The sequence below is a fragment of the Paraburkholderia rhynchosiae genome (genome assembly GCF_002879865.1).
In the GTDB taxonomy this organism is placed as follows: Bacteria; Pseudomonadota; Gammaproteobacteria; order Burkholderiales; family Burkholderiaceae; genus Paraburkholderia; species Paraburkholderia rhynchosiae.
Map to the genome: position 1 here is coordinate 106,969 of NZ_PNXY01000017.1, position 23,717 is coordinate 130,685.

At 62.5% G+C, this 23,717-nt stretch carries 24 protein-coding genes; 9 read left to right on the plus strand and 15 right to left on the minus strand.

What is annotated here, in order from left to right:
* Nucleotides 1–155: 155 nt before the first annotated feature.
* The 3 genes from gshA to ada form a co-directional block, all read right to left on the minus strand.
* Nucleotides 156–1,772: a glutamate--cysteine ligase gene (gshA, locus tag C0Z16_RS22845; protein WP_102634390.1), complete on the minus strand. Its 1,617-nt coding sequence runs from the start codon at nt 1,770–1,772 to the stop codon at nt 156–158.
* A 349-nt stretch (nt 1,773–2,121) separates the two neighbouring features.
* Complete coding sequence (locus C0Z16_RS22850) at nt 2,122–3,039, minus strand: DNA-3-methyladenine glycosylase family protein (protein ID WP_102634353.1); 918 nt, start codon at nt 3,037–3,039, stop codon at nt 2,122–2,124.
* Nucleotides 3,036–4,229: a bifunctional DNA-binding transcriptional regulator/O6-methylguanine-DNA methyltransferase Ada gene (gene ada, locus C0Z16_RS22855; RefSeq protein ID WP_102634354.1), complete on the minus strand. Its 1,194-nt coding sequence runs from the start codon at nt 4,227–4,229 to the stop codon at nt 3,036–3,038. Before ada ends, C0Z16_RS22850 begins: the two co-directional genes overlap by 4 nt.
* A gap of 417 nt (nt 4,230–4,646) precedes the next feature.
* Between ada and C0Z16_RS22860 the strand changes: the two genes are divergently transcribed.
* Nucleotides 4,647–5,072: a VOC family protein gene (locus C0Z16_RS22860; protein ID WP_102634355.1), complete on the plus strand. Its 426-nt coding sequence runs from the start codon at nt 4,647–4,649 to the stop codon at nt 5,070–5,072.
* A 26-nt stretch (nt 5,073–5,098) separates the two neighbouring features.
* On the opposite strand, the gene C0Z16_RS22865 is transcribed toward C0Z16_RS22860, so the two are convergent.
* Nucleotides 5,099–5,653 carry a YaeQ family protein gene (locus C0Z16_RS22865; protein WP_102634391.1) on the minus strand — a complete coding sequence of 185 codons (555 nt, stop codon included), beginning with the start codon at nt 5,651–5,653 and terminating at the stop codon, nt 5,099–5,101.
* Nucleotides 5,654–5,795: 142 nt separating this feature from the next.
* A complete protein-coding gene (locus C0Z16_RS22870) occupies nt 5,796–6,773 on the minus strand; it encodes a LysR family transcriptional regulator (protein ID WP_102634356.1) in 978 nt (325 codons plus the stop codon).
* 174 nt (nt 6,774–6,947) lie between these two features.
* On the opposite strand from C0Z16_RS22870, the gene C0Z16_RS22875 reads away from it, so the two are divergent.
* The 5 genes from C0Z16_RS22875 to C0Z16_RS22895 all read left to right on the plus strand — a co-directional run bounded on the left by C0Z16_RS22875 (nt 6,948) and on the right by C0Z16_RS22895 (nt 14,153).
* Complete coding sequence (locus C0Z16_RS22875; RefSeq protein ID WP_102634357.1) at nt 6,948–8,396, plus strand: aldehyde dehydrogenase family protein; 1,449 nt, start codon at nt 6,948–6,950, stop codon at nt 8,394–8,396.
* A gap of 182 nt (nt 8,397–8,578) precedes the next feature.
* Entirely contained in the window at nt 8,579–9,583 is a 1,005-nt protein-coding gene (locus C0Z16_RS22880) for an arabinose ABC transporter substrate-binding protein (RefSeq protein WP_102634358.1), read from the plus strand.
* 103 nt (nt 9,584–9,686) lie between these two features.
* Nucleotides 9,687–11,249, plus strand: a complete 1,563-nt coding sequence (araG, locus tag C0Z16_RS22885; RefSeq protein WP_102634359.1) for an L-arabinose ABC transporter ATP-binding protein AraG — start codon at nt 9,687–9,689, stop codon at nt 11,247–11,249.
* Between the two features lie 115 nt (nt 11,250–11,364).
* Nucleotides 11,365–12,369: an L-arabinose ABC transporter permease AraH gene (araH, locus tag C0Z16_RS22890; RefSeq protein ID WP_102634360.1), complete on the plus strand. Its 1,005-nt coding sequence runs from the start codon at nt 11,365–11,367 to the stop codon at nt 12,367–12,369.
* 50 nt (nt 12,370–12,419) lie between these two features.
* Nucleotides 12,420–14,153, plus strand: coding sequence for an IlvD/Edd family dehydratase (locus tag C0Z16_RS22895; RefSeq protein WP_102634361.1), 1,734 nt, complete (start codon nt 12,420–12,422; stop codon nt 14,151–14,153).
* A 289-nt stretch (nt 14,154–14,442) separates the two neighbouring features.
* Here the strand turns inward: C0Z16_RS22895 and sap1 are convergent, their stop codons facing one another.
* Nucleotides 14,443–14,781: a surface attachment protein Sap1 gene (sap1, locus tag C0Z16_RS22900; protein WP_102634362.1), complete on the minus strand. Its 339-nt coding sequence runs from the start codon at nt 14,779–14,781 to the stop codon at nt 14,443–14,445.
* A gap of 501 nt (nt 14,782–15,282) precedes the next feature.
* Here sap1 and C0Z16_RS38900 point away from each other — a divergent pair.
* Nucleotides 15,283–15,462: a hypothetical protein gene (locus C0Z16_RS38900; protein WP_102634392.1), complete on the plus strand. Its 180-nt coding sequence runs from the start codon at nt 15,283–15,285 to the stop codon at nt 15,460–15,462.
* Nucleotides 15,463–15,508: 46 nt separating this feature from the next.
* On the opposite strand, the gene C0Z16_RS22910 is transcribed toward C0Z16_RS38900, so the two are convergent.
* Nucleotides 15,509–15,934, minus strand: coding sequence for an HIT family protein (locus C0Z16_RS22910; protein WP_102634363.1), 426 nt, complete (start codon nt 15,932–15,934; stop codon nt 15,509–15,511).
* Between the two features lie 150 nt (nt 15,935–16,084).
* Nucleotides 16,085–16,291 carry a hypothetical protein gene (locus C0Z16_RS37475; protein ID WP_146014337.1) on the minus strand — a complete coding sequence of 69 codons (207 nt, stop codon included), beginning with the start codon at nt 16,289–16,291 and terminating at the stop codon, nt 16,085–16,087.
* A 133-nt stretch (nt 16,292–16,424) separates the two neighbouring features.
* On the opposite strand from C0Z16_RS37475, the gene C0Z16_RS22915 reads away from it, so the two are divergent.
* Nucleotides 16,425–16,757 (plus strand): ecotin precursor, encoded by a 333-nt coding sequence (locus C0Z16_RS22915; RefSeq protein ID WP_102634364.1) that lies wholly within the window; start codon nt 16,425–16,427, stop codon nt 16,755–16,757.
* An 83-nt stretch (nt 16,758–16,840) separates the two neighbouring features.
* Here the strand turns inward: C0Z16_RS22915 and C0Z16_RS38240 are convergent, their stop codons facing one another.
* From C0Z16_RS38240 to mnmE, 3 genes are all read right to left on the minus strand, one after another.
* Nucleotides 16,841–17,002 carry a hypothetical protein gene (locus C0Z16_RS38240; protein ID WP_167403553.1) on the minus strand — a complete coding sequence of 54 codons (162 nt, stop codon included), beginning with the start codon at nt 17,000–17,002 and terminating at the stop codon, nt 16,841–16,843.
* A gap of 244 nt (nt 17,003–17,246) precedes the next feature.
* The gene (locus tag C0Z16_RS22920) at nt 17,247–18,458 is read right to left on the minus strand and encodes a tyrosine-type recombinase/integrase (RefSeq protein WP_102634365.1); all 1,212 of its coding nucleotides are present in this window, start codon (nt 18,456–18,458) and stop codon (nt 17,247–17,249) included.
* Between the two features lie 173 nt (nt 18,459–18,631).
* Nucleotides 18,632–20,029 carry a tRNA uridine-5-carboxymethylaminomethyl(34) synthesis GTPase MnmE gene (gene mnmE, locus C0Z16_RS22925; protein ID WP_102634366.1) on the minus strand — a complete coding sequence of 466 codons (1,398 nt, stop codon included), beginning with the start codon at nt 20,027–20,029 and terminating at the stop codon, nt 18,632–18,634.
* A 372-nt stretch (nt 20,030–20,401) separates the two neighbouring features.
* On the opposite strand from mnmE, the gene C0Z16_RS22930 reads away from it, so the two are divergent.
* A complete protein-coding gene (locus C0Z16_RS22930) occupies nt 20,402–20,809 on the plus strand; it encodes a transcriptional regulator (protein WP_102634367.1) in 408 nt (135 codons plus the stop codon).
* Between the two features lie 162 nt (nt 20,810–20,971).
* On the opposite strand, the gene yidC is transcribed toward C0Z16_RS22930, so the two are convergent.
* The 4 genes from yidC to rpmH form a co-directional block, all read right to left on the minus strand.
* Complete coding sequence (gene yidC / locus C0Z16_RS22935; protein ID WP_102634368.1) at nt 20,972–22,630, minus strand: membrane protein insertase YidC; 1,659 nt, start codon at nt 22,628–22,630, stop codon at nt 20,972–20,974.
* Nucleotides 22,631–22,660: 30 nt separating this feature from the next.
* Nucleotides 22,661–22,891, minus strand: coding sequence for a membrane protein insertion efficiency factor YidD (gene yidD, locus C0Z16_RS22940; RefSeq protein WP_102634369.1), 231 nt, complete (start codon nt 22,889–22,891; stop codon nt 22,661–22,663).
* 112 nt (nt 22,892–23,003) lie between these two features.
* On the minus strand, nt 23,004–23,519 hold the full coding sequence (locus C0Z16_RS22945) for a ribonuclease P protein component (protein WP_407070695.1): 516 nt from the start codon (nt 23,517–23,519) through the stop codon (nt 23,004–23,006).
* Nucleotides 23,520–23,533: 14 nt separating this feature from the next.
* Nucleotides 23,534–23,668, minus strand: a complete 135-nt coding sequence (rpmH, locus tag C0Z16_RS22950; protein ID WP_004198824.1) for a 50S ribosomal protein L34 — start codon at nt 23,666–23,668, stop codon at nt 23,534–23,536.
* Nucleotides 23,669–23,717: the final 49 nt, after the last annotated feature.

Below are 23,717 nucleotides of genomic sequence, written 5' to 3' on the forward strand. Positions count from 1 at the left end.
CGTGTTTCATCTGCATCGGAGAAACGTGAAGCCCGCGAACAATTTGCCGATGAGCTCATGCGCGGCGGGTTTTGTGTAGCCATTACTTGCGCGCGAAAAAAAGCGGCCACGTGGGCCGCTTTCCGTGCTGCGCGCTCTGTACCGCTGTTTCTTCGTTAAACGCTGAAGCGGTTCAACGTGTACGCCCGATAAGCCGCGACGAACGCATCGAACGAGCCGACTTCCTCGCGCTCGAGCTTCGCCTGTTCCTGGAGCGATTGCTCGGCCAGTTCGGCAAACGCTTTTGCCTCGCTTGCGTCCAGCGGACGGGCGCGGAAATGCGCGGCGTGCGCTTCGCTTTGTTCCAGGCCGAATTTGAGGAAGCTCTGCCGCTTGTCGCGCATTGTCTGCAATACGCGCGCCGACGGCGTCAGCGATGCATCGGTGAGCTTCGCGCGCTGAACCGCGACCGAGCGCGCGTGCGCGTCGCCACCTTGCAAGGCGTCGAGTGTCGCGGCCGCCGCGTCGATCTTGACGAACAGCTCGTCGGCCCATTCGGTCATCGCGATCGGCTGGCCGTCGCGCGTGAGTTGCAGGCCGGGCTTGCGCCCTTCCGTCGTCACGCGCGCGAAATTCTGATTGGCCTCGGCATAAGCGTCCGGCGGCAACGGCGCGCTGTCGTCGAGCGCGCAAACCAGCAGATAAGCGTCGAGAAAGCGCGACGTTTCGAGCGAAATACCGGTGGGCTCGAACGGATCGATGTCCATGCAGCGCACTTCGACGTATTGCACGCCGCGCGCGGCCAGCGCATGCAGCGGCCGCTCGCCCGGATGCGTGACGCGCTTCGGACGGATCGTCGAGTAAAACTCGTTTTCGATCTGCAGCACGTTCGTGTTGATCTGCACCCACTCGCCGTCGCGCTGCGTGCCGATTGCCTCGTACGCGGGATACGGCTGGCTCACGGCCTTCGCGAGCGCGTCGAGATAACCGGGCAGCGTGTCGTAGTCGGCGTGCAGCGCGGCCTGCGCGGTCGTGTTCGAGTAGCCGAGATCGCTCATGCGCAGACTTGTCGCGTACGGACGGTACAGCGTGTCGGCGTCCAACGTTTCCAGGGTATGTTTGCGATCACGCAGAAAGCGGCGATCGAGCGCTGGCGACGCGCCGAACAGATACATCAGCAGCCAGTTGGTGCGGCGGAAATTGCGGATCAGCGCGAGATAACGATCGGACTGGAAATCCACAGCGGTCGCGGTGGATCGCTGGTCGACCTGCAACAGCCGCCACACTTCTTCGTTCAGCGAATAGTTGTAGTGGATGCCCGCAATGCACTGCATTGTGCGGCCGTAGCGCAGCGCAAGGCCGATGCGGTACACGTACTTCAGCTTGCCGATGTTCGACGCGCCGTAGTTCGCGATCGGAATGCCTTCGTCGGTGTCGGGAAGCAGGCCCGGCATCGACTGGTTCCAGAGAATTTCGTCGCCGAGTTCCGCGTAGACAAAACGGTGCAGTCTATCGAGCTTGTCGAGGGTGACGGCGACGTCCTGCTCGGCCGGCGTAATCAATTCCAGCAGCGCTTCGGAATAATCGGTAGTCAGCGACGGATGCGTGAGCGCCGAACCGAGTGCGCGCGGATGCGGCGTCAAGGCGAGCTGGCCGTCGCGCGTCACGCGCAGGCTTTCCTTTTCGATGCCGCGCAGGCCGCGTATCAGCGCGTCGCGCTGCGGGCCTGAACTCAGCACGGACAGGCGGTGCAGGAACGCGTCGGTCGTGCGGGATGTTGTCGTGTTTGGCATTGATGCGAGTCGGGCGTTGTCGGCCGCCATGTGCCGCTTCGCTGCTCGCTGGCAGCGTGGTGCGGTCGACAACGTTCGGCGGAATTTTCAGTAGCGGGCACTTTAACATCTCGCCACGGCGGCTGCTTGAGGCCGCCCCGGCGGGCGGTTTTCGCCTGCCGGCCCGTCTGTTTTCACGCCGAATCTGCGAGTTTAGCCACTCGCCTTCAGGGTTATCGCGGAGGTTTTGCAGAGGAGCGTTGGCGTGTGCGGGTTAGCCCGCGCCGGACCGCGGACCTACCACCCGACTTCCGGGTGATGGCGGGGACGGACAGCGCGACGCCCGCTCATGCAGCCAAGCCGCGGGAGTTCAGCCGCCGCGCGCCGCGCCTGCCCGGTCCGCCACCTCGTTCCACAGATGCATCGCCGCGTAAGCGCGCCAGGGCCGCCATGCGTCGGTGCGCGTGCGCTGCTGCGTGGGCCGCACGAGCGAGGGATCGCGCGCGCAAATCGACTGCATCAACACGAGGTCCCATGCGGGCCACGCGTCGGGGTCACGCCACGCGCGCATCGCGACATACTCGACGGTCCACGGACCGATGCCCGGCAACGCGAGCAATGCGGCACGCAAACTGGCGGCGTCGGCGGCCGCGTTGTCGAGCGGTACATCGCCGCTCGCAACGGCACGCGCGAAACCCTGCAACGCTGCTACCCGTTTGCCCGGCATGCCGATTTGCACGAGATCGACGTTGGCCAACGCGTCGGGCGTGGGAAAACGCCACGCCGTGTTTTCATGCGGATGCCCTTCGATGCGTTCGCCCGCGCGCTGCACCAATCGTCCGATGATGGTGGTCGCCGCCTTCACGCTGACCTGTTGGCCAACGATTGCGCGCACCACCAGTTCGAAGCCCGACCACGCGCCCGGCACGCGCAAACCTGGCGCCGCGTCGATCAGCGGCGCAAGCCACGGGTCCGTGGCCAGATCGGCGCCGATCTTCTTCGGATCGGCGTGCAGGTCGAAAATCCTGGCAATCGGAGCGGCGAGCGCGTCGGCGTGACGGCCCACCGGCCCTTCGATGTTCGCGACAAGACAGCGCTTGCGCGGATGCTGGCGCACGCTAAGCGTGCCGCTGTCACCGGCCCATTCGATTGCACGGCGATAGGCGCCGTCCTCTACGGTCTCCACGCCGGGCGTCGCGCGTCCGCCGAAAAAGCGCAGCAGGCGCGGCCAGTCGAACGGCGTTTTATACGGCAATTCCAGGGTTACGACGTCGTCAAGCGTGCTCACGCGGCGTGGTCCAGTTTGGTGGTGATGTTTTGGGCAAGCGCGGTCGGTTCGCGGCGAGGTTCGTCGGGTGAAACGTGGCGGGCATACTGCGCCTCGTTGTCGAGCAGCGCGGCCTTGCGCGGCAAACCCCAACGATAGCCGGCAAGCGCTCCGCCCTTTTGCACGACGCGATGACACGGAATGGCCAGCGCAACGGGATTCGTCGCGCAGGCGCTCGCCACCGCGCGCACGGCACGCGGCGCGCCGACCGCTTCGGCGATGTCCGTATAGCTGCGAGTCTCGCCATACGGAATGCGCCGCAGCGCGTCCCACACACGTTGGCGGAAGGCTGTCGCGGCAATGTCCAGCGGCAGATCGAAATCCTGACGAGTGCCGTGCAAGTACGCGTCGATCTGAGCGATGAACGGAGCGAGCCGCTTCGCGTCTTCAATCACGTCGGCGTTGGCGAATTCGCTGTGCAGTTCGTCGACGAGGAAAGCGGCGTCATCGCCGAAACCGAGCTTGCAGATGCCTTTGTCCGTCGCCGCCACGAGCACGAAGCCGAGTGAGGTCGGCGCGCTGGCGTAGCGCACCGTGAGCCCGGCGCCCTTGCGGCGGTACACGGACGGCGCCATGCCCAGTTCCGCCGATGCGCTGTCGTACATCCGCGACGGCGAGCCGAAGCCGGCGTCGAGCGTGGCGCGCGTGACGTCGGAGCCGCTCTGAAGCGCGTCGCGCAACGCGGCGCCACGCTGCGCGGCCTGGTATTGACGCGGCGAAACCCCCACCACGCGCTTGAACAGGCGCTGGAGATGGAACGGGCTGACATGCACGACGTCGCTCAACTGCGCGAGGGTGAGACGCTGTTGCGGATCGGCGTCGAGCGCGGCGCATGCGCGGTTCACGATCTCGAGCTCGCGCGGCAGGCCGCCCGGCTGGCAGCGCTTGCAATCGCGAAAGCCGGCGGCGCGCGCGGCATCAGCGTCGGCGAAAAAGGCAATGTTCTCACGACGCGGTTGGCGCGACGGGCAGGACGGGCGGCAGAACACGCCCGTCGTCTTCACGCCGTAGAAGAATGCGCCGTCGGCGAGCGGGTCGCGGCGGGTGACGGCTTCCCAGCGTTCGTCGTCGGAATTCCAGACGGCGGTATCGGTGGTATCGGTGGTGTCGGCGGTGAGGTCGGTGTCTGCCGGACGGATGGCGCGGTTCATGATGGTTCCGGATAGGTGCTGTCGATGCTCACCAATGTAGGCCGCATGCCGACACAGTACGCTCCGGTTCTTGCTCTGTCATTGCGGTTCCTCGTAGACCGCCGGCGGCGAAAGCCCCGCCAGGCGCTCGTTTTGCCTTCAAGGTGCGACAATTTCGCCCGATATCGGGTTTTCCCTTAAAAAGTTATTGCGTCGCACCAACCCGATGTGTATATTAGTACCTGTCTCCTCCATGTCTCCTCCTGATATGGATTCAGCCCGCTCCACATAGAGCGGGCTTTTTTTCGCCTTTTTTTCGCGTATATATTCCGCATCTGGCCCTCCAAGGGCCTGCTCCCGCTCTCGCAACGCCGTCGCTTTCTTCTAAACTGGCTGTCTAATCTGCTGTGCAAGCCGGGCCAAAAGGAGGCGTTCAATATGAAGATTCATATTCGCGAAATCGACCATGTGGTGATCCGGGCGTCGAACGTGGAGGCGATGGCGCGCTTTTACTGTGACGTACTTGGTTGCAGTCTGGAGAAGGAACAGCGTGAACTCGGTCTCACGCAATTGCGGGCGGGACGCTCGCTGATCGACCTGCTGCAGGTGGGCGCGGGCCTCGATCACGCCGAAAACGGCGTGCCCGGCACGGGCCGCAACATGGACCACGTGTGTTTGCGCGTCGAACCGTTCGACGCCGAAGCGCTCAAGGCGCATCTGAGCGAACATGGCGCGCGGCTTGGCGAGCAAGCGTTGCGCTATGGCGCGGACGGCTACGGGCCGTCGCTGTATCTGTTCGACCCGGAGGGCAACATGGTCGAACTCAAGGGACCGCCGGAAGCGGCGCGGATTACGTCGATCTGAGCGCCTGCCGTCAGCCGCCCCAGATTTCAGGCGTTGGCGGGCGCTTTCAACACCGTCCACTCGATTTTCACCGCGTCGGCTTCGGCGCTGCCGAGCCATGCTTCGCCATCCTGGACGGTGCATTGCAGGCGCATCGTGCGCTCCGCGAGGGAGCCGAGCTGCGCCGCGACGTCTTCGCCGAGCGACCAGACCGTCACATTGCGCATGCGCTCGACCTTGTTGCGCACGCCTTGCCACCAGATGTCTGAAGTACGGCCGCCGTAAGCAATCACGATGACTTCGTTCGACCGGCCGCTCGCCTTCGCGATGCGCCGCTCGTCCGGCTGGCCGACTTCAATCCACGTTTCGATCGCGCCCGTCAGATCTTTTTGCCAGAGATCCGGTTCGTCGACATCTGATAAACCTTTGCAGAATTCGAGCCGTTCCTGCGCGAACAGCGCGAAAGCCGCGACGCGGACCATCATCCGCTCGTCCGTTTCCGACGGATGGCGCGCAATGGTGAGCGAGTGATCGGCGTAGTAATGCCGGTCCATATTGGCGATCTGCAACTCCGCCTTGTAAATCGTAGATTTGAGAGCCATGCCGTTGCTAAACCAGACGCTCGCCCCAGCGGAGCGAACGGAAAATGAATCGTCGACGGCGCGTTGCCGTCTTCCGTGTTTGTTGTACATGTTGTGTCCTCCCGCGCCGTCATCCGGCTACCTCATGAACGGGAAGAAGCATTTATCGAGCCACAGCTTGGTCCGCGGGGGCGCCGTAGACTTCGCCCGCCGCCTCGCGTAACGCCTCAAGCACCACTGCGGCCGCCGGCGACAGCAGATGCGACTGGCGCGTGATGATACCGAATGTATCCATCCTGCACGGCAAATCGATCGGCAGGCGCTTCAGTACGCCGTACTGTTGGTACTGACGCGCCACCTCATCGGGCAATACCGCCAACATGTCGCTCTGGAGCAGCAGGCTCGAAATTGCCAGAAAGTTGTTGGTGTTGACGACGTTTTGCGGCGGATTCAGCCCGATCTGCGAAAACATCAGATCGAAGCGATGCCGCAAAACGCTGCCCGGCGGGTGCAGTACCCAGCTCGCGTTGACGATGCCTCGCAGCGTCAAACCTGTCTCATTTTCGAGAGGATGACCGGGGCGCGCGACCACGCAAAGCGGCTCGTCGGCGAGCGGTTCATAGCGCACTTCGGTCTTGAACTGGTTTTGCCGCTCGAGTACGCGGCCAATCATGATGTCGAGTTCGCCTTCAGCGAGTCGCGGCAGCATCACGTCAGACGTTTCGACTTCCGCCCAGATTTGCAACTGCGGATAGCGTTCTTTCACGCTCGCAATGGCGCGGGGCACCATCGTCGCTGCGGCCGCTGCAATCACGCCGATGCGCACCTGCCCCGCGAGACCTGCGCGCAACGCCGAGATCTCGTCGTGCGCATGGCTCAGATTCGACAGTACCATCCGCGCGTGACGGATCATCACCTCACCGTACAGCGTGGCGTGCATGCCGTGCGGCGTGCGGTCGAACAGGCTCACGCCCAGCATGTCTTCGAGTTCTTTCAGGAGACGTGAAGCCGCCGGCTGCGTCATGCCGAGCACGTCGGCTGCGCGCCGCACGTTGCCCTCTTCCTCCATCGCCGCGAGCAGCAGCAACTGCCGCGTTTTCAGCCGCGCACGCACGAACCAGTTCGAGTAGCTACGCGTCATGGCTTGTCTCCAGATTTGGCCCGTGCAAGATGGCGCTTGCCGGTTTTGTCAGTGGCCTCAATAATGCCATACCGAAATTGTTATCGGGATAGCCCAAAAAGGGATTGGAAAGTTATTGGGCAGGCTCATACCATTCGTGGACTTTCCAGCTTCTCATGTGGCGCCATTCCGTCGATGAACCGCGATCCGCTCGTCCCACTCGTTGCCAGCCCGCTGCGCCATTACATCAATGGCGGTTGGGAGACGGGCGCGACCACGGGCGTCTCGCTGAATCCGTCGGATCTGGACGACCCCGTCGGCGAATATGTCCGCGCCGATGTCCGGCAGACGGATAGCGCGATCGAGGCAGCAAGCGCCGCCTTCCGCGAATGGTCGCTCAGTTCGGCGCAACGGCGCGCGGACGCGCTCGATGCGATCGGCAGCGAAATGCTTGCGCGCCGCGATGAACTCAGCCGGCTGCTCGCGCGTGAAGTCGGCAAGACCTTGCCCGAGGCGTTGGCCGAAACCATGCGCGCGGGCCAGATTTTCAAGCTGCTCGCCGCGGATGCGCAGCGCGCGTACGCCGAGCCCGTCGCGTCGGCGCGTGCCGGCGTCGAAATCGACATGACGCGCGAGCCGCTCGGCGTGGTCGGCATCATCTCGCCGTGGAGCGCGCCGCTCGCGATCGCCGCGGCCAAAATCGGCGCGGCGCTGGCGCATGGCAATTGCGTCGTCTACAAGCCGGCCGAATCTACACCGGCTTGCGCGGCGGCGCTGGCGTCGATCGTCAGCCGCGCGGGTCTGCCCGCGGGCGTTTTCAATCTCGTGATGGGCAGCGGCCGGCAGGTCGGCGCGCGGATCGTCGCCCATCCGCTCGTTGCGGCGATCAGCTTCAGCGGCTCGGCGGAAACCGGCACCCGCGTGCTGCGAGCCGCTGCGGCCCGCCAGGCGCGCGTGCAACTGGAGATGGGCGGCAAGAACCCGTTTGTCGTGCTGGCGGACGCCGATCTCGACAGCGCCGTCGATGCCGCGTTGACCGGCGCGTACGGCTCGACCGGCCAGCGCAGCACGGCGGCGGCCAGGCTAATCGTGGAACGCGCGATGTTCGAGCCGTTTGTCGATGCATTGCAGGTGAAGTTGGCCAAACTCACCATCGACCACGCGCTGAAGCATGGCACGGACATGGGTCCCGTCGCGAACGCCGCGCAACTCGAACGCAATCTCGATTACGTGCGCATCGGTCAGCAGGAAGGCGCGCAATTGCTGCATGGCGGCCGGCGACTGGAGCGCGCGACGCGCGGCTACTTTTTCGAGCCGGCGCTTTTCGCCGGCGAGGCCGAGCATCGTATTGCGCGCGAAGAGATTTTCGGCCCACTTGCGGTGGTGCTGCGCGCCGACGATTACGACGACGCGCTGCATCTAGCGAACGACACCGCTTATGGTCTGTGCGCCGGCATCTGCACGCGCTCGCTGAGCCGCGCGCGGCATTTTCGCCGTCACGTGCATAGCGGCCTCGTCACGATCAATCTGCCGACGACGGCAGTCGAGCATCACGCGCCTGGCGGCGGCCGCAAGGCGTCCGCGTACGGCTCGACCGATGCAGCGTTCTGGACGGCCGTGAAAACGGCCTACGTCGCGGGCTGATCGTGATGACGCACACGCATCTTCACTTCGCCGACCGCGGGCCCGCGATTGCGACCGTAGTTGCGACCGTATTTGCCCCCGGAATCGCCCAGATAGATTTACGCCCCGGCTAACGCCGCTGTGTATCGCCTCGCTGCACATAAACGAAATCAATGCAGCTTTTTAAACCCCAGGAGACAGACATGACCAGCAAGCTTCGCCGTTTGACCCTCACCGCAATCGCCGCCGCCGCGATCGCCGCACCCTTTGCCGCACAACTCTCCGCGCACGCGGATCAGCCGCTGAAAGTCGGCTTCCTCGTGAAGATGCCGGAGCAGGCATGGTTCATCAACGAGCAGAAAGCCGCGACCGCGCTCGGCCAGAAGGACGGCTTTTCGGTGGTGAACATTGGCACGCCGGACGGCGAAAAAGTGCTGTCCGCAATCGACAACCTCGGCGCGCAAGGCGCGAAGGGCTTCGTGATCTGCGCGCCCGACGTGCGTCTCGGACCGGCGATTCAGGCGCGTGCGAAGCGCTACAACATGAAGTTCGTCACCGTCGACGATCAGTTGGTCGACTCGACCGGCAAGCCGCTGCCGAACGTGCCGCATCTGGGCATGTCCGCATTCAAGATCGGCAATCAGGTCGGTCAGGCCATCTCCGAAGAAATGAAGCGCCGCGGCTGGAAGCCCGAGGAAGTCGGCGCGCTGCGCATCACGAACTATGAACTGCCGACCGCGAAGCTGCGCACCGACGGCGCGACAGAGTCGCTGCTCGCCGGCGGCTTCAAGAAGGAAAACATTTTTGACGCCCCGCAAAAGACGACCGATGACGAAGGCGGCTTCAACGCGTCCTCGCCGGTGCTCGCGAAGCATCCGAATATCAAGAAGTGGGTGATCTTCGCGCTCAACGAAGAAAGCGTGCTGGGCGGCGTGCGCGCCACCGAGCAGTTGCATATTCCGGCGGCGGATGTGATCGGCGTGGGCATCAACGGTGCGGGCGAGGCCTTTGCCGAATTCCAGAAGAAAGAGCCGACCGGCTTCTACGGCACGATCGCCGTCAGCTCGACGATGCACGGCAAGGAAAGCACGGAGAACCTCGTGGAGTGGATCAAGGACGGCAAACAGCCGCCCGCCGATACCCAGACCACCGGCAAGCTGATGGTCCGCGGCAATTGGCAGGACGTGCGTAAAGAACTCGGCATTTAAGCCGGGTTCGAGTTTGCACGCAGCGGGCCGCGCTTTTCGCGTCCGGCATTGCGCTTGATGCGCGAGCGGCCCGCACAGGTTGTCCACCATTGAGGTTTTTTCGATGACGTCCTCACACACTGCGTCTTCCATCGGCGCTGCAGCCGCGCCGGTGGCAGTGCCCTCGCCCGCGCTCGCTTCGACTGAGCCCTATCTGCAACTCGACGGCATCACCGTGCGCTTTCCCGGCGTGCTCGCGCTCGATCAGGTCTCGCTCGAAGTACGGCGCGGCGAAGTGCACGGCCTGATGGGCGAAAACGGCGCCGGCAAGTCGACGTTGCTGAAGGTGCTGTCCGGCGTCAATCAGCCGGCGGCGGGCACGTTGTCGCTCGATGGCGCCGAGCAGCAGTTCACCACGACGAAGGCGGCGATCGCGGCGGGCGTCGCGATCATTTATCAGGAACTGCATCTGGTGCCGGAGCTGACGGTCGCCGAAAACCTGATGCTCGGCGCGCTGCCCAATCGCTTCGGTGTGCTGGACGAAAAGGCGCTGGTTGCGCGCGCGGTGCGTGAGCTCGAACGGCTTGGTGAAAAAATCGACCCGTCGCAGCAGGTGAAGAATCTGTCGATCGGTCAGCGCCAGATGATCGAAATCGGCAAGGCGTTGATGCGCGACGCGCGCGTGATTGCGTTCGACGAACCGACCAGTTCGTTGTCGTCGCGCGAGACGACGCAGCTGTTCCGGATCATTCGCGCGTTGCGGGCTGAAGGCCGCGCGATTATCTACGTGACGCATCGGATGGATGAGGTGTACGAGCTATGCGATCGCGTGACCGTGTTTCGCGACGGTCGCCGCATCGATACGTTCGACGCCGGCGAAGGACTCGACCGCGATCGTCTGATTAGCTGCATGGTCGGCCGCTCGATCGCCGACGTGTACGGCTATCGCACGCGCGAAGTCGGTGACGTGCAGCTCGACGTCAAAGGATTGATGGGCCCCGGGCTGCGTGAGCCCGCTTCTTTCTCGGCGCGCAAAGGCGAGATCGTCGGCTTCTTCGGACTCGTCGGCGCGGGGCGCTCCGAGTTGATGAAGCTGATCTACGGCGCGGTCAAACCCACGGCCGGCGAGATCACGCTCAAAGGCAAGCAGGTGCGCTTCGCCACGCCGCGCGATGCGGTTCGCGCGGGCGTCGCGCTATGCCCCGAAGATCGCAAGCAGGAAGGCATCGTCGCTATCGCTTCGGTTTCGGACAACCTCAACATCAGCTGCCGCCGGCACTTCAGCCGCTTCAACGTGCTCAACGGCCGCAAGGAAGCGCAGACCGCGAAGGAGTTCATCGGCAAGCTCGCGATCAAGACGCGCAACGGCGAGACGCCGATCGGCACGCTCTCCGGCGGCAATCAGCAGAAGGTGATCCTGTCGCGCTGGCTCGCCGAAGACATCGACGTGTTTCTGATGGACGAGCCTACGCGCGGCATCGACGTCGGCGCGCGCAGCGAAATTTACGGACTGCTGTACGGGCTTGCGGACGCGGGCCGCACGGTGATCGTCGTCTCGAGCGATCTGGCCGAAGTGATCGGCGTGACGGATCGCGTGATCGTGATGAAGGAAGGCCGCCTGGTTGGCAATCTGCCGAAAGCTGAGGCCACGCCCGATGCGCTCATCAAGCTTGCCCTGCCTCGTTAGGCTTGCATGCTCACCGCGCTCATCACATTTAACAGACAAACGAAGGCAACTGAATCGCGCCGCTGAAGCAGCATTGAAAACGGCACTGAAACGGCATTAAAACGGAACACACATCATGCATACACCTTCAACCGACTCCTCCACGCCGGCCGTCGCTTCCGCGGGCTTGAGCGCGCGCGCCGCGCGCACCTGGGATCTGATCAACAAGTCCGGCATCGTGATGGTGTTCGTCATTCTGTTCGCGGCGCTGTCGTTCACCGTGCCCGACTTTTTGAGTTCGCGAAACATTCAGGGCTTGCTGCTCTCCGTCACGCTGATCGGTTCAATTTCGGTGACGATGATGTTCGTTCTCGCGCTCGGCGAAGTCGATCTGTCGGTCGCGTCGATCGTGGCGTTCGCGGGCGTCGTGGCCTCCACGTTGATCACGGTGACGCATAGCGTGCTGCTCGGCGTCGCTGCCGGCGTGCTTGCGGGCGGCGCGGTTGGCCTCGTCAACGGTGTGCTGGTCGCGCGCTACAAGATCAACTCGCTAATCGTCACGCTCGCAATGATGGAAGTGGTGCGTGGCCTCGCGTTCATCACGTCGAACGGCGACGCGGTGATGATCTCCGAAGAGAGCTTCTTCGACTTGGGCGGCGGCTCGTTCCTCGGCATTTCGTATCCGATCTGGAGCAACATCATTGGCTTCGTGCTGTTCGGTTTCCTGCTGAAGAAGACCGTGTTCGGCAAGAACGTGCTGGCCGTCGGCGGCAATGGCGAGGCGGCGTTGCTGGCGGGTCTGCCCGTCATGCGTATCAAGATTACGGTGTTCGTGCTGCAAGGGCTCGTCACCGGCTTTGCGGGCGTCATGCTGGCGTCCCGTATGAGTCTCGGCGATCCGAAAACGTCGGTTGGTCTCGAACTCGGCGTGATCTCCGCGTGCGTGCTCGGCGGCGTGTCGCTCACGGGCGGCGTCGCGACGATTTCCGGCGTGCTCGTGGGCGTGCTGATCATGGGTTCCGTGCAGGACGCAATGAGCCTGATGAACGTGCCGACTTTCTATCAATACCTGATTCGCGGCGGGATTTTGCTGCTCGCGGTGCTGTTCGATCAGTTCCGCCGCAGCAAGCGCGTGCATTAAGCGTGCGCTGACACGCGCCCTACCCTACATGTTTGCCAACAGGAGATTTCATGGCTGATTCGAACGAGACTAAAAAGCCGCTGCGCAGCCAGGCGTGGTTCGGCCTCAAGGACCGCGACGGTTTTCTGCATCGATCGTGGATGAAGAACCAGGGCATTCCGCACGATGAATTCGACGGACGTCCCGTCATTGGCATCTGTAATACGTGGTCGGAACTCACGCCCTGCAACGCGCACTTCCGCGAACTCGCTGAGTACGTGAAAAAAGGCGTGCACGAAGCCGGCGGCTTGCCGCTCGAGTTTCCGGTGATGTCGCTTGGCGAAACGAATTTGCGGCCCACGGCGATGCTGTTCCGCAACCTCGCTTCGATGGACGTCGAGGAATCGATCCGCGGTAATCCGATGGATGGCGTGATCCTGCTCGTCGGCTGCGACAAGACGACGCCGGCGCTGCTGATGGGCGCGGCGTCGTGCAATCTGCCGTCGCTCGCGGTGTCGGGTGGACCGATGCTCAACGGCCGGTTCCGCGGCAAGCATATCGGCTCGGGCACGGGTGTCTGGCAGATGTCCGAGGAAGTGCGCGCCGGTTCGATGACGCAGGAGGAATTCACCGAAGCCGAGTCGTGCATGAACCGCTCGCGTGGCCATTGCATGACGATGGGCACGGCGTCGACGATGGCTTCGATGGTCGAATCGCTCGGCATGGGCTTGCCGCAGAACGCGGCGATTCCCGCAGTCGACGCGCGCCGTCAGGTGCTCGCGCATCTGGCGGGCCGGCGCATCGTCGACATGGTTCGCGAAGACCTGACGATGGACAAAATTCTCACCCGCCAGGCGTTCGAAAACGCGATTCGCACGAATGCGGCGATTGGTGGCTCGACCAACGCGGTCGTACATCTGATCGCGCTTGCGAAGCGTATTGGCGTGGAGCTTTCGCTAGAGGACTGGGAGCTGGGCTCGAATGTGCCGTGTCTCGTGAATCTGCAACCGTCAGGCGAATACCTGATGGAAGATTTTTACTACGCGGGCGGTTTGCCGGCGGTGCTCAAGCAACTCGGTGAGCAAGGGCTGCTGCATCGCGAGGCGCTCACGGTGAACGGCAAGACGATCTGGGACAACGTGCGCAACGCGCCGAATCACGACGAGAAGGTCATTACCACGTTCGCCGAGCCGTTCAAGCCGAAGGCGGGCATCGCGGTTCTCAAGGGCAATCTCGCGCCGAATGGCGCGGTGATCAAACCGTCGGCGGCTACTGCGGAACTGCTCAAGCATCGCGGCCGCGCGGTCGTGTTCGAAAACATCGAGGAACTGCACGCGAAGATCGACGACGAGGCGCTCGACATCGACGAGAACTGCATCATGGTGCTCAAGGGCGCGGGGCCGAAGGGTTATCCGGGCTTTGCCGAGGTGGGCAACATGCCGTTGCCGAAAAAGGTGCTGCAAAAAGGCATTACGGACATGGTGCGCATTTCGGATGGACGCATGAGCGGCACGGCGTACGGCGCGGTGGTGCTCCACGTGTCGCCGGAAGCGGCCGCGGGCGGTCCGCTCGCGTTCGTGCAGACCGGCGACATGATCGAGCTGGATGTCGAAGCGCGGCGCCTGCATCTCGACGTCACCGACGAAGAACTCGCGCGCCGGCGCGCCACATGGCAGGCGCCCGAGGCGCCGAAGCGTGGCTACTACAAGCTCTATGTCGAGCACGTGCTGCAAGCGGATCAGGGCGCGGATCTCGACTTCCTGGTCGGATCGAGCGGCGCGCCGGTGCCGCGCGATTCTCACTAACCGGCGCGTGTCGCGCTAACGAGTCAAACGGTTGTTCCCTGCGCTTTGCGAGAAGGCGTACTGCCGATGCGGATAGACATACCGCATCGGCTTTTTTTTCGCCGGTTCTTTAAACGCACCGCACGCCGTGCGCCGAATAATAAAAAACCGGCTCGACATTCAAGATGTCCAGCCGGTTTTTTTCAATCACAAGTTCACCGTCTCCGGCTTTTAAAGTCAGAGAGTCCGCATATGCGCACTCCGTTCCGGCGCATTGCCGGAACGCCCGCGCATTCAGCGTTTTACTGCGTTATTGCTTGATGAATCGATCGTTCGCCCAAAGGCCTTGCGTGTCGCTATTGCCGGAATTCACGAATTCGATGTCATGACCGACCACCCGCACCACGCGGAAGCTCGAATTCTCGGGCGTCGAAACGCATTGATATCCGGAGAAGAACTCCTGCATTTTTTGCTGTTCGCCGGCTTGCGCGTGCAGGTCGACGGCGTCGAGTTTGTCCTTTGACAGACAGCCATACGCGTTGGCCTTGAACTGGATGGTTTGCTGCGGCTTGATCATGACGTCTTGCGCCTGAACGGTCGCGGCAGCCAAACTTGCAATAGCGAAAACAAGGGCGATTCGAGTTTTCATGTATTCCTCCGGTGCGGGCCGATTGCTCAGGTTAGCTATGTATTTAACTCCCACGTCTGACCCGCACCTTGCACTTTAGGAGAACGCGGTAGAACAACAAGCACATCTTGTGTGCGGTCGCAACAGCGGCGAATTGTCGCACCATGCGCGGCACCTGCTTAAAGCTTCGGCAGCGCCCGAAACGGTGGAAATTGCAAGGGATAACAAGAAAAGGAACTGCACGCGCGGCTTTAACCCGTAATGCTTTGGGGTGGTGGGTTGGCGTAAACGCGATATCCGTTTTAAGCGATTTACTACAATCTAAGATCGGTTTGGTGCATTGCACACAAAGTCATTCGGCCGACTGGGTAAAACGAGATAAATAACGGTGTAGATGCAGAAGATAAAAGATGCCAGGTAGCGCTCCCCCTTATACGTCGGAGTTAACCGCACGATGGCCGCAAGTACGGGTACGAGCGGTGCTCTACAATAAAAACCATGCTTGTGCGAACGGAGGCCGCCGTGGTCGAGAATTTGATATTGGGCGTTTTCCTGGTCCTTCCGCTGCTTATCGTCGCGTTTCTTTTCTCCGACGAATTGTGGCAAGAACACCGGCATCTGCACGACATGCGTCCCATGCATGCGAAACCCCGGCGTCACGACTGGCGCCATCCGCTGCGCCGCTCGCGGGATCGGGTATAAAGCGCGGCTCATGCAGATTCGCTAGCACTCGAGCGGGCTTAGTAACTCAATCCGCTCGCCAATGCGCGCGAATGCGCTTGGCGAGTGCTTCGAGCGTGTCGGCATCCGCCACGTCGCGGGCATGCATGCGCAACGGTTGACCTTCCCAGCGCGGAATGACGTGAAAGTGCACATGCGGCACGGTTTGGCCGGCAGCCGCGCCGTTGAATTGCCCGATGAACACGCCGTCCGGACGCAAGGCCGCGCGCACAGCGATGGCGAGCTTCTGCGTCATACGCATGCAAGCCACCGTCGCTGCATCCGACAAGTCGAAAATTTCAGCCACCGCTTCTTTCGGCACGACCAGCAAGTGCCCGTCGGCTTGCGGCATCAGGTCCATGAAGGCCAGTGCCGCGTCGGTTTCCGCCACTTTGATGCAGGGTAATTCGCCACGCAGAATTTTTGCGAAGGGATTGTGGTCGTCGTAGGTCATCGCGTTGTTTCTCCTGATTGCAAGCTCGTCATGGGAAGCGGTTGCCGCTTTACGGCGATTGTCCATCACATCTATCACAGCGCGCGGCGCGCGAATGCGCAGACACGCCTCGGCGCGAGCGGGCCGCGACGCCGTTCGGGTCGGTCAGCGTCAATCGCGACGCGCGCAGACGTCGGCGGTCAGTTCCGGAGTTTTTCCGCGAACGACGGCGCGTGCAACCCGGAACGCTTGTTCCGACAGAAGCTGGAACTGGCGGCGCTCGCCACGCAATTGAGCGACGAGTATATCGACCGTCTGCGCCGCGGCGGCCACGACGAGGGGCTTCTCTCCCGCCGATGTCCTCCCGGGCCATTTCACGCTCGGCTCCGACCACGTGCATTGAGAACTGCCGGTGGCCGTTACACAGGTAATCTGTCGTTACCACTTGCAGCATCTATTTCCGCGCGCGTGGTCGACAATTCGTTCCATGCCTTAACGGCGGGAGCGCAAAATGAAAAAGTTAGCAGTGGCGTTGGTGATGGTGGGCAGCTTGAGCGTCGCGGGACAAGCGTCGGCTCATGGTCATGGTGGCGGCAATGGCGGCGAGGTGATCGGTGCGCTGATCGGCGGGGCATTGTTGGGCGCCGTGGTGACATCGGCATTGAATCCGGCGCCGGTCGTGGCTTATCAGCAGCCCGTTTATGCGCAGCCGGTGTATCAGCCGGCGCCGGCGTACGCGGGTCCGCCGCCGGGATACTGCTACGACCAATACCAGCGCGCGTATGTGGCGTGCGGAGCGCCGCAGCAGGAATACGGGTATCCGGAACCTGCGCCGAGGTGGTAAGCCCAGGGCGCGCGGGAGAACGGCGGGCTACAGACAGCAAGGCCGTCGCTGACCGCGACGGCCTTTTCTTTTTTGCGCACCGCTTAATGCCTGTGATGCAGCCACTCGGCGTAATGCGTGTCGAGCCAACGCTCGAGCTTTTGCGGTCCCGTCTTGTGGTGATAGCGGGACGCCGCCCAGATTGCCGCGCCGACCAGCAGCATCACGGTCGGCCCGAGCAGGTAAGCCAGCAACGATTCGGACATGGCAGCCTCCCTGAAAAAGGTTGCATCGTTGCTCCAGTGTAGGCGATCCATTGCAGGAGAAAAGCGCCGCGTGAAGCTTTGTTCTGGCTCTGCGCGTCGGTTGAAAATGCACTGTTTCGTAACCTATCGGATGTGCAGGTTTTCTGTTGTTCTGCAGTGACTTGTGGCGTTGAAGTGTGGTGTTGTGTACCAACGAGGTTGGCGTGTGGATGCTCCGCCTTGCGGCTCGTTCACTACTGCGAAGTCAGGCTGCGCCGCCCGCTCTCTTGCGTGCTGCGTCGAGCTGCGCTTCGACGAAGTCCGCCCAACGCTGTGCGATTCGGCGCCGTGCCGCCGCATCGTTTGCGGGCTCGTCTCGTGATGCGTTTTGTCGCGATTGCGCTGAAGTTTTGTCCCGTTCCGCATGCTCTGTTATCTCGCGCAGATGCGCCGAGGCGGTTCGCCGGAAGTCGTGAAGGACGAAATGCTCGACCTGGAGGCCGAGCGCCTTGACGGCCTGATTGAGCGTGCTTTTCGCGATCGGCTGATCGTTGCCCCTGACACTCGGAAAGACAAACGTCCGGCTCGCTCTCGTGCGATGCAGCTCGCGCAACATTGTCACCGCCTGCTGCGGCAGGTGCACGAGCTGATCCGCGTCCTTCTTCAAACGCGCAGCGGATATGCGCCACAACGCGTTGTCGAGATCGAATTCACCCCACGTCGATTCGACCAGGTCGGATTTGCGCACCATCGTCAGCACGAGCAGATGCAGCGCCAGCTTGAGCGGCCGACGGATACTCGATGCTTCGATTGAATACAGCATCTCGCCCATCTCGTCGCCGGAAAGCACACGAGTGCGGCTGTCAAACGTGGCGATGGAGCGCGCCGGCACTACTTCGGCTGGATTGCTGGCCGCGAGTTGGCGGGCGATCAGGTACTCGTAGAGGCGCTTTATCACGTTGCGCGTGTGCAGCGCCATTTTTGGCGAGCCGCGGCTTTTGATTCGCTCGCAGATATCGACGACGTCTTGCGCGGTGACCGCCTTGATGGCCATGCCGCCGATAGCGGGCAACACGTCCTTGTGGAGCGCGCGCCGCGTCGTGCGTCGATACTCGTCCGATTTGCCGGCCATTTCGGTCGCCATATACAGTTCGGCGGCTTCGCGCAGCACGTCCGCCTTGACTTCCGCGCCGCGGTCGCGCCGCGCGGTGGCGACCGGCGAAATGCCTTGTGCGACCATTTCCGCGTACTTCTGCGCCTTGGCCCGCGCGACTCGCAGCGAAATCATCCGGTAATCGCCGATGGTGGCGAGCGGCTGCCGCTTGCCGTTCAGCGAGTAGCGAAAGCGCCAGACCTTGGTGCCGGTCGTCATGACTTCGATCACGAGACCGTTGCCGTCGGCGACGCTATAACGGGTGGCGCGCGGTTCGAGCGCGCGAATCTGCGATTCGGTGAGGGGAGCGGCCAGGCGGGGCATGCTTGAATTGCTTGGAACGGGACAGCGCGAGTTTAAACTGTTTGCCGTTGTGTACCAAACAATTGCGGCGGGTTTGGTCTACAGACCCGGTTTGAACGGTTAGGACAGAAAGCGCGAAATTCGGCTATAAGCTGTGCAGAATGGACGATTTGGCGCATCCCTCGGGCGTTCCTCTACTTGCCGATGCAGAACCTGCTAAAAATCACTCCCAGCAGGTCGTCCGAACTGAATTCGCCGGTGATCGAGTTGAGTTGATCCTGTGCGAGCCGCAGTTCTTCGGCGAAAAGATCCAGTGCCTGCGAATTCTGATCGGCATGCGCGGCGGCCGTCGCGAGATGCTCCTGCGCCGCGCGCAGCGCTATCAGATGACGCTCGCGTGCGAGATAGACGCTCTCCGCACCCGCTTGCCAGCCGGCGATGCGCAGCAACTCGTCGCGCAACAGGCTTACGCCGTCGCCCTGTTTCGCCGAGAGCCGCACTTCACTGAGATCGAGGTCTGCGTCGAGTGCTTTGGTCTCCGGCGCGAGGCCGACCAGGTCCGTCTTGTTCAGCACCCGCACGACCGGCACGCCGGCCGGAAAGCGCCTCGCGATAATTTCGTCTTGAGCCGTCATGCCGGTGCGCGCATCCAGCAGATGCAGCACCACGTCCGCGCGTTCGATCTCGTTCCACGTGCGCGCAATGCCGATCTTTTCGACTTCGTCCTCGGTATCGCGCAAACCGGCCGTGTCGATCACGTGCAGCGGAATGCCTTCGATCTGGATGGTTTGCGCGACCTTGTCGCGTGTCGTGCCGGCAATCGGTGTGACGATGGCGAGTTCCGCGCCCGCGAGCGCATTCAGCAGCGACGATTTGCCGACGTTCGGCTGTCCCGCCAGCACGACCGACAGACCCTCGCGCAACAGCGCGCCTTGCCGCGCTTCGCTCAGCACATGCGCGAGGCGCTCCAGAATCCGCGCGAGCTTGCCGAGGGCGTCGGCGGCTTCGAGAAAGTCGATCTCTTCTTCGGGGAAATCGAGCGTCGCTTCAACCAGCATGCGCAGCGTGATGACGTCTTCGACCAAAGCGTGGATGTCGCGCGAAAACGCGCCGTCGAGCGAACGGCTCGCCGAGCGCGCGGCGGCTTCGGTGCTCGCCTCGATCAGATCGGCGACCGCTTCGGCTTGCGCGAGATCCAGCTTGTCGTTGAGAAACGCGCGGCGCGTGAATTCGCCCGGTTCGGCCAGTCGCAAGCCAAATGGGCGGCCCGCGTCGATGCAACGTTGCAGCACGAGTTGGAGGACAACCGGACCGCCGTGGCCTTGCAGTTCGAGCACATGTTCGCCGGTGTACGAATGCGGCGCAGGAAAGTACAGCGTGATGCCGCGATCGAGCGCGTTACCGCTATCGTCGAGAAATGGCACGTAGCTCGCATGACGAGGGGCGAGGAGCGCCTGGCCGGTGAGCGTCTGCATCAACGGTTGCGCCGCGGCTTCGCCCGCGCGTCCAAACGAAATCCGCACGACCCCGATGCCTCCTCGGCCGGGCGCGGTGGCAATAGCGACGATCGGATCGGAATCGGTGGTCAGCATGAGAGAGGCGGCAAAAAACGGAAGAGAAGGGCAGGGCGGCGCTGACGTGTGCGCGGCGCGGGCATTGTAACGCGGGGTCATGTGCGGGCCGGCCGATGACGCCCGTCGCGATCGTTGCACACGTTTTCGCATCCCAAACAAGATTGATCTTAATCAAGCGAGGATTGTTACTGCGTCGCTAAGACAAACCGAGACTCGACAAGACGCATGGGTTCTTGAAAACGCGTGCCGGGCATAGAAAAGTCACAAAAATTGACATCCCGCTGAATCGCCGCGTCACCGCGGAGTTCAGGCTAAATTTATCTCAAATACGCTAAACACGAGCTTGGCCAGTTGTCAATTGGGAGGACGCTGAATTGCACAATCTGGCCCATGCCGACCCCCAAAGAAAAAGCCGCCTTCGCCAAAAGGCTGAAGGACACACTGGAGCCGCTGAAGATTCGCGGCGGGACCAAGCTTGCCGAGCAGTTCAATCTTCGCTATCGCGGCGACCGTCCGGTCACGCCGCAAACCGCGCACAAGTGGCTCACGGGTACGACGATTCCCAAGCCCGACAAGTTGCGCACGTTAGCCGAATGGTTGAACGTCAAGGAGCACTGGCTCCACTATGGACCCTCGCCCGGTGCCAGCGCCAGACCCATGGCGCGGGGTGAGAAATATCCGCCGTCGCAGGAGACGATTGAACTCGCTTCGAAGATCGAGTCGTTAACGCCGAAGGACCGCTTTCTCGTCGAAGAAATGATTGTGCGCTTCTACGGTGAGGATGCCGAAGAAGAGTAATGGACGTGCCGTCCCGGCGCGCAACGGTCACAAAAAAAGCCGCCCGGTTCGTTTGAACCGGGCGGCTTCGTTTTACGGCTGGGTTTGCCACGCGCAACAAGCGCTGGAGCTGCGTGCGGCGCAAAGGCTCGCACGCCTTTTCAGACCAGCATCAGCCCGACATCAGGCCGGCTTCGCCTTCGACTGACCCATCATGCGCGTGATGTAGTACTGCTGCGCGATCGACAGCACGTTGTTCACCACGTAGTACAGCACGAGACCGGCGGGGAAGAAGAAGAACATGACCGAGAACGCGATCGGCATGAACATCATCATCTTGGCTTGAACCGGGTCCGGCGGCGTCGGGTTGAGCTTCGTCTGCAGGAACATCGAAACAGCCATCAGCACCGGCAGGATGAAGAACGGGTCCTGTTGCGACAGATCGTGAATCCACAGAATCCACGGCGCGCCGCGCATTTCGACCGACGACAGCAGCACCCAGTACAGCGAGATGAACACTGGAATCTGGATCACGACCGGCAGACAGCCGCCGAACGGATTCACCTTCTCGGTTTTGTACAACTCCATCAGCGCGGCGTTCATTTTCTGCGGATCGCCCTTGAAGCGTTCGCGCAACGCCTGCATGCGCGGCGTGATCGCCTTCATGCGCGCCATCGACTTGTAGCTCGCGGCCGACAGCGGGAAGAACACCGCCTTGATCAGCAGCGTGAGCAGCACGATCGCCCAGCCCCAGTTGCCGACATAGCCGTGGATCTTCTCCAGCAGCCAGAAGAGCGGCTTGGCGATGATCGTCACATAGCCGTAGTCCTTCACCAGCTCCAGACCCGGCGCGATGCCTTCGAGCATGCGCTCTTCTTCGGGACCGGCGAACAGACGCGATGACACGTCGACCGTTTGGCCCGGCGCAATGGCGCCGACCGGTTGCTGCACGCCGACGCGATACAGCTTCGGATCGATTTTCTCGACGTAGATCTTGCGCTTCGCGCCTTGCTGCGGAAGCCATGCCGACGCGAAGTAGTGCTGCACCATTGCGATCCAGCCGTTGTCGGCCGAGTCCGCGAAGCTCGCCTTGTTCTTGTCGATGTCGCTGAAGTCGATTTTCTGGAAGTGGTGCTGCTCGGTGTAGACAGCCGGCCCGATGAACGTGTGCGAGAAGCGCGGCGTTTCCACCGGCTGGTCGTCACGCACCAGTTCCATATAAACCGACGGGCTCACCGGCGTGGTGCCGACGTTCTGGATCTTCGTATCGACGCCGATCACATAGCTGCCGCGCGTGAACGTATAGGTCTTGATGACCTTCACGCCACCCTTGACCGGCGACTCGAAGCTGAGCTGGAACGACTTGGCGTCGCCCGTCAGATCGTGCGGCTGGTTCGGCACCGGCGTGTAGATGTCGTTGTGATTCGGGAAATCGCCGCCGAGCAGACCCGTGCGCGCCAGATACGTGTGATTGGCGGTGCGGTCGAACAGCGTGATCATAAGATCCGGCTGCTTGCCGTCGCCTTGCTTGACGAGCGACAGCTTCGACAGTGTGCCGCCGCGGGTGTCGATTTCGCCGTTATAGACGTCGGTGCTGAACTTGACGAGTTGCGATTGCGTGGCCGCCGGCGTGTTGGCCGGCGCCGCTGCGTTGGTGGCCGGCAAATCGGCGGGCTGGGTTCCCGGCGTCGTGGTTCCCGGTGCCGCGCTGCCGACGGTCTTGGTCGGTGTGGCGCTCGGGAAGAACATCGACGGGCGTCCGTGGTCGCGTTGCCAGTTGTCGAACAGCATGACCGCTGACATGAAGAAAATGACCCATAGGACGGTGCGTTTGATATCCATGCGTTGTCTCAGTGTCGATGGAACGGCGCGTCAGCGCTTTTCAGAAGTGGGAGGCGGGACGAGATCGATGCCGCCCGCGGAAAACGGGTGGCAGCGGCAAATACGCCTGGCCGCGAGATAAGTCCCGCGCGCGGCGCCATGATACTGGATTGCTTCGCGCGCGTAATCAGAGCAGGAAGGGAAAAAACGGCACCGGCTGCCGAGCATTGGGCTCACGGCAAGCTTGTAAAAACGCAATAAAGCGATGAGTACCGTTTGCATGGCTGATGCGGCCGGACGGCGCCGCGCAACGTAGAGTACCGGACGACGCCCGCGGGCCAAGGCTGCCGAAGCTACGGCGGCCCGAACGAAAAAGCGGGCGGTCACTTGAGCGTCATTCCGTCGCGGGCGCTTCCGCAGGCGGCGCCTGACGACGGGCAATTTCGCGCGCTGCCTTGTCGAGCAGCGCCTCGATTTCACTGCGGCACAGCGCCTTCAACGGCGGCGACGAAGCGCTCGGCAAAGCCTTTTTGTCGAAACGCTTGTGCAAACGCAGCAGCACATCCCAACCGCCGAATTCCGCACGACGCAGCCGGAAGGCTTCACGCGCGATTCGACGTACCAGATTACGCGTGGCCGCGCGCGGCGCATACTTCTTGCCGATGACGAGGCCGAGGCGCGCGTCATTGCCGGTAGGCCGGCCGTACACCACGAAGTGTGCGGTGCGGCGCCACGGGCGCAAACGAAAAACGGATGAAAATTCATCCGTTTTCAGTAGCCTTGCGGCTTTCGGGAAGGCGGCTTGCGCTCGCAACGGTATCGAGCCCTGCTGCGGCGCCTCTGCCGGTCCCGCTTCACCACGGCTGTCGCCTGCTGGCACAGATAGGCCTGGCACGGACAGAACGCGCAATCCGCTTGCCTGCCTTAGATGGCGAGGCGCTTGCGGCCCTTCGCGCGACGTGCGTTGATGACCTTGCGGCCACCAGCGGTCTTCATGCGAACGCGAAAGCCGTGGGTGCGCTTGCGACGGGTAACGGAAGGTTGGTAAGTACGTTTCATGTTGCTCTCACTTGATCGAAAAATAACCGCGCGATCATCGCTGAAAGCG

Excerpts from the sequence above, each read along its gene's own strand:
- yidD (WP_102634369.1), bottom strand. The coding sequence starts at position 22,891 with ATGCAAACGGTACTCATCGCTTTATTGCGTTTTTACAAGCTTGCCGTG.
- rpmH (WP_004198824.1), bottom strand. The coding sequence starts at position 23,668 with ATGAAACGTACTTACCAACCTTCCGTTACCCGTCGCAAGCGCACCCAC.
- C0Z16_RS22880 (WP_102634358.1), top strand. The coding sequence starts at position 8,579 with ATGACCAGCAAGCTTCGCCGTTTGACCCTCACCGCAATCGCCGCCGCC.
- gshA (WP_102634390.1), bottom strand. The coding sequence starts at position 1,772 with ATGCCAAACACGACAACATCCCGCACGACCGACGCGTTCCTGCACCGC.
- C0Z16_RS22870 (WP_102634356.1), bottom strand. The coding sequence starts at position 6,773 with ATGACGCGTAGCTACTCGAACTGGTTCGTGCGTGCGCGGCTGAAAACG.
- araH (WP_102634360.1), top strand. The coding sequence starts at position 11,365 with ATGCATACACCTTCAACCGACTCCTCCACGCCGGCCGTCGCTTCCGCG.
- ada (WP_102634354.1), bottom strand. The coding sequence starts at position 4,229 with ATGAACCGCGCCATCCGTCCGGCAGACACCGACCTCACCGCCGACACC.
- C0Z16_RS22875 (WP_102634357.1), top strand. The coding sequence starts at position 6,948 with ATGAACCGCGATCCGCTCGTCCCACTCGTTGCCAGCCCGCTGCGCCAT.
- C0Z16_RS22920 (WP_102634365.1), bottom strand. The coding sequence starts at position 18,458 with ATGCCCCGCCTGGCCGCTCCCCTCACCGAATCGCAGATTCGCGCGCTC.
- C0Z16_RS22860 (WP_102634355.1), top strand. The coding sequence starts at position 4,647 with ATGAAGATTCATATTCGCGAAATCGACCATGTGGTGATCCGGGCGTCG.
- C0Z16_RS22930 (WP_102634367.1), top strand. The coding sequence starts at position 20,402 with ATGCCGACCCCCAAAGAAAAAGCCGCCTTCGCCAAAAGGCTGAAGGAC.
- C0Z16_RS22910 (WP_102634363.1), bottom strand. The coding sequence starts at position 15,934 with ATGACCTACGACGACCACAATCCCTTCGCAAAAATTCTGCGTGGCGAA.
- mnmE (WP_102634366.1), bottom strand. The coding sequence starts at position 20,029 with ATGCTGACCACCGATTCCGATCCGATCGTCGCTATTGCCACCGCGCCC.
- C0Z16_RS38240 (WP_167403553.1), bottom strand. The coding sequence starts at position 17,002 with ATGTCCGAATCGTTGCTGGCTTACCTGCTCGGGCCGACCGTGATGCTG.
- C0Z16_RS22895 (WP_102634361.1), top strand. The coding sequence starts at position 12,420 with ATGGCTGATTCGAACGAGACTAAAAAGCCGCTGCGCAGCCAGGCGTGG.
- yidC (WP_102634368.1), bottom strand. The coding sequence starts at position 22,630 with ATGGATATCAAACGCACCGTCCTATGGGTCATTTTCTTCATGTCAGCG.
- C0Z16_RS22865 (WP_102634391.1), bottom strand. The coding sequence starts at position 5,653 with ATGGCTCTCAAATCTACGATTTACAAGGCGGAGTTGCAGATCGCCAAT.
- sap1 (WP_102634362.1), bottom strand. The coding sequence starts at position 14,781 with ATGAAAACTCGAATCGCCCTTGTTTTCGCTATTGCAAGTTTGGCTGCC.
- C0Z16_RS22915 (WP_102634364.1), top strand. The coding sequence starts at position 16,425 with ATGAAAAAGTTAGCAGTGGCGTTGGTGATGGTGGGCAGCTTGAGCGTC.
- araG (WP_102634359.1), top strand. The coding sequence starts at position 9,687 with ATGACGTCCTCACACACTGCGTCTTCCATCGGCGCTGCAGCCGCGCCG.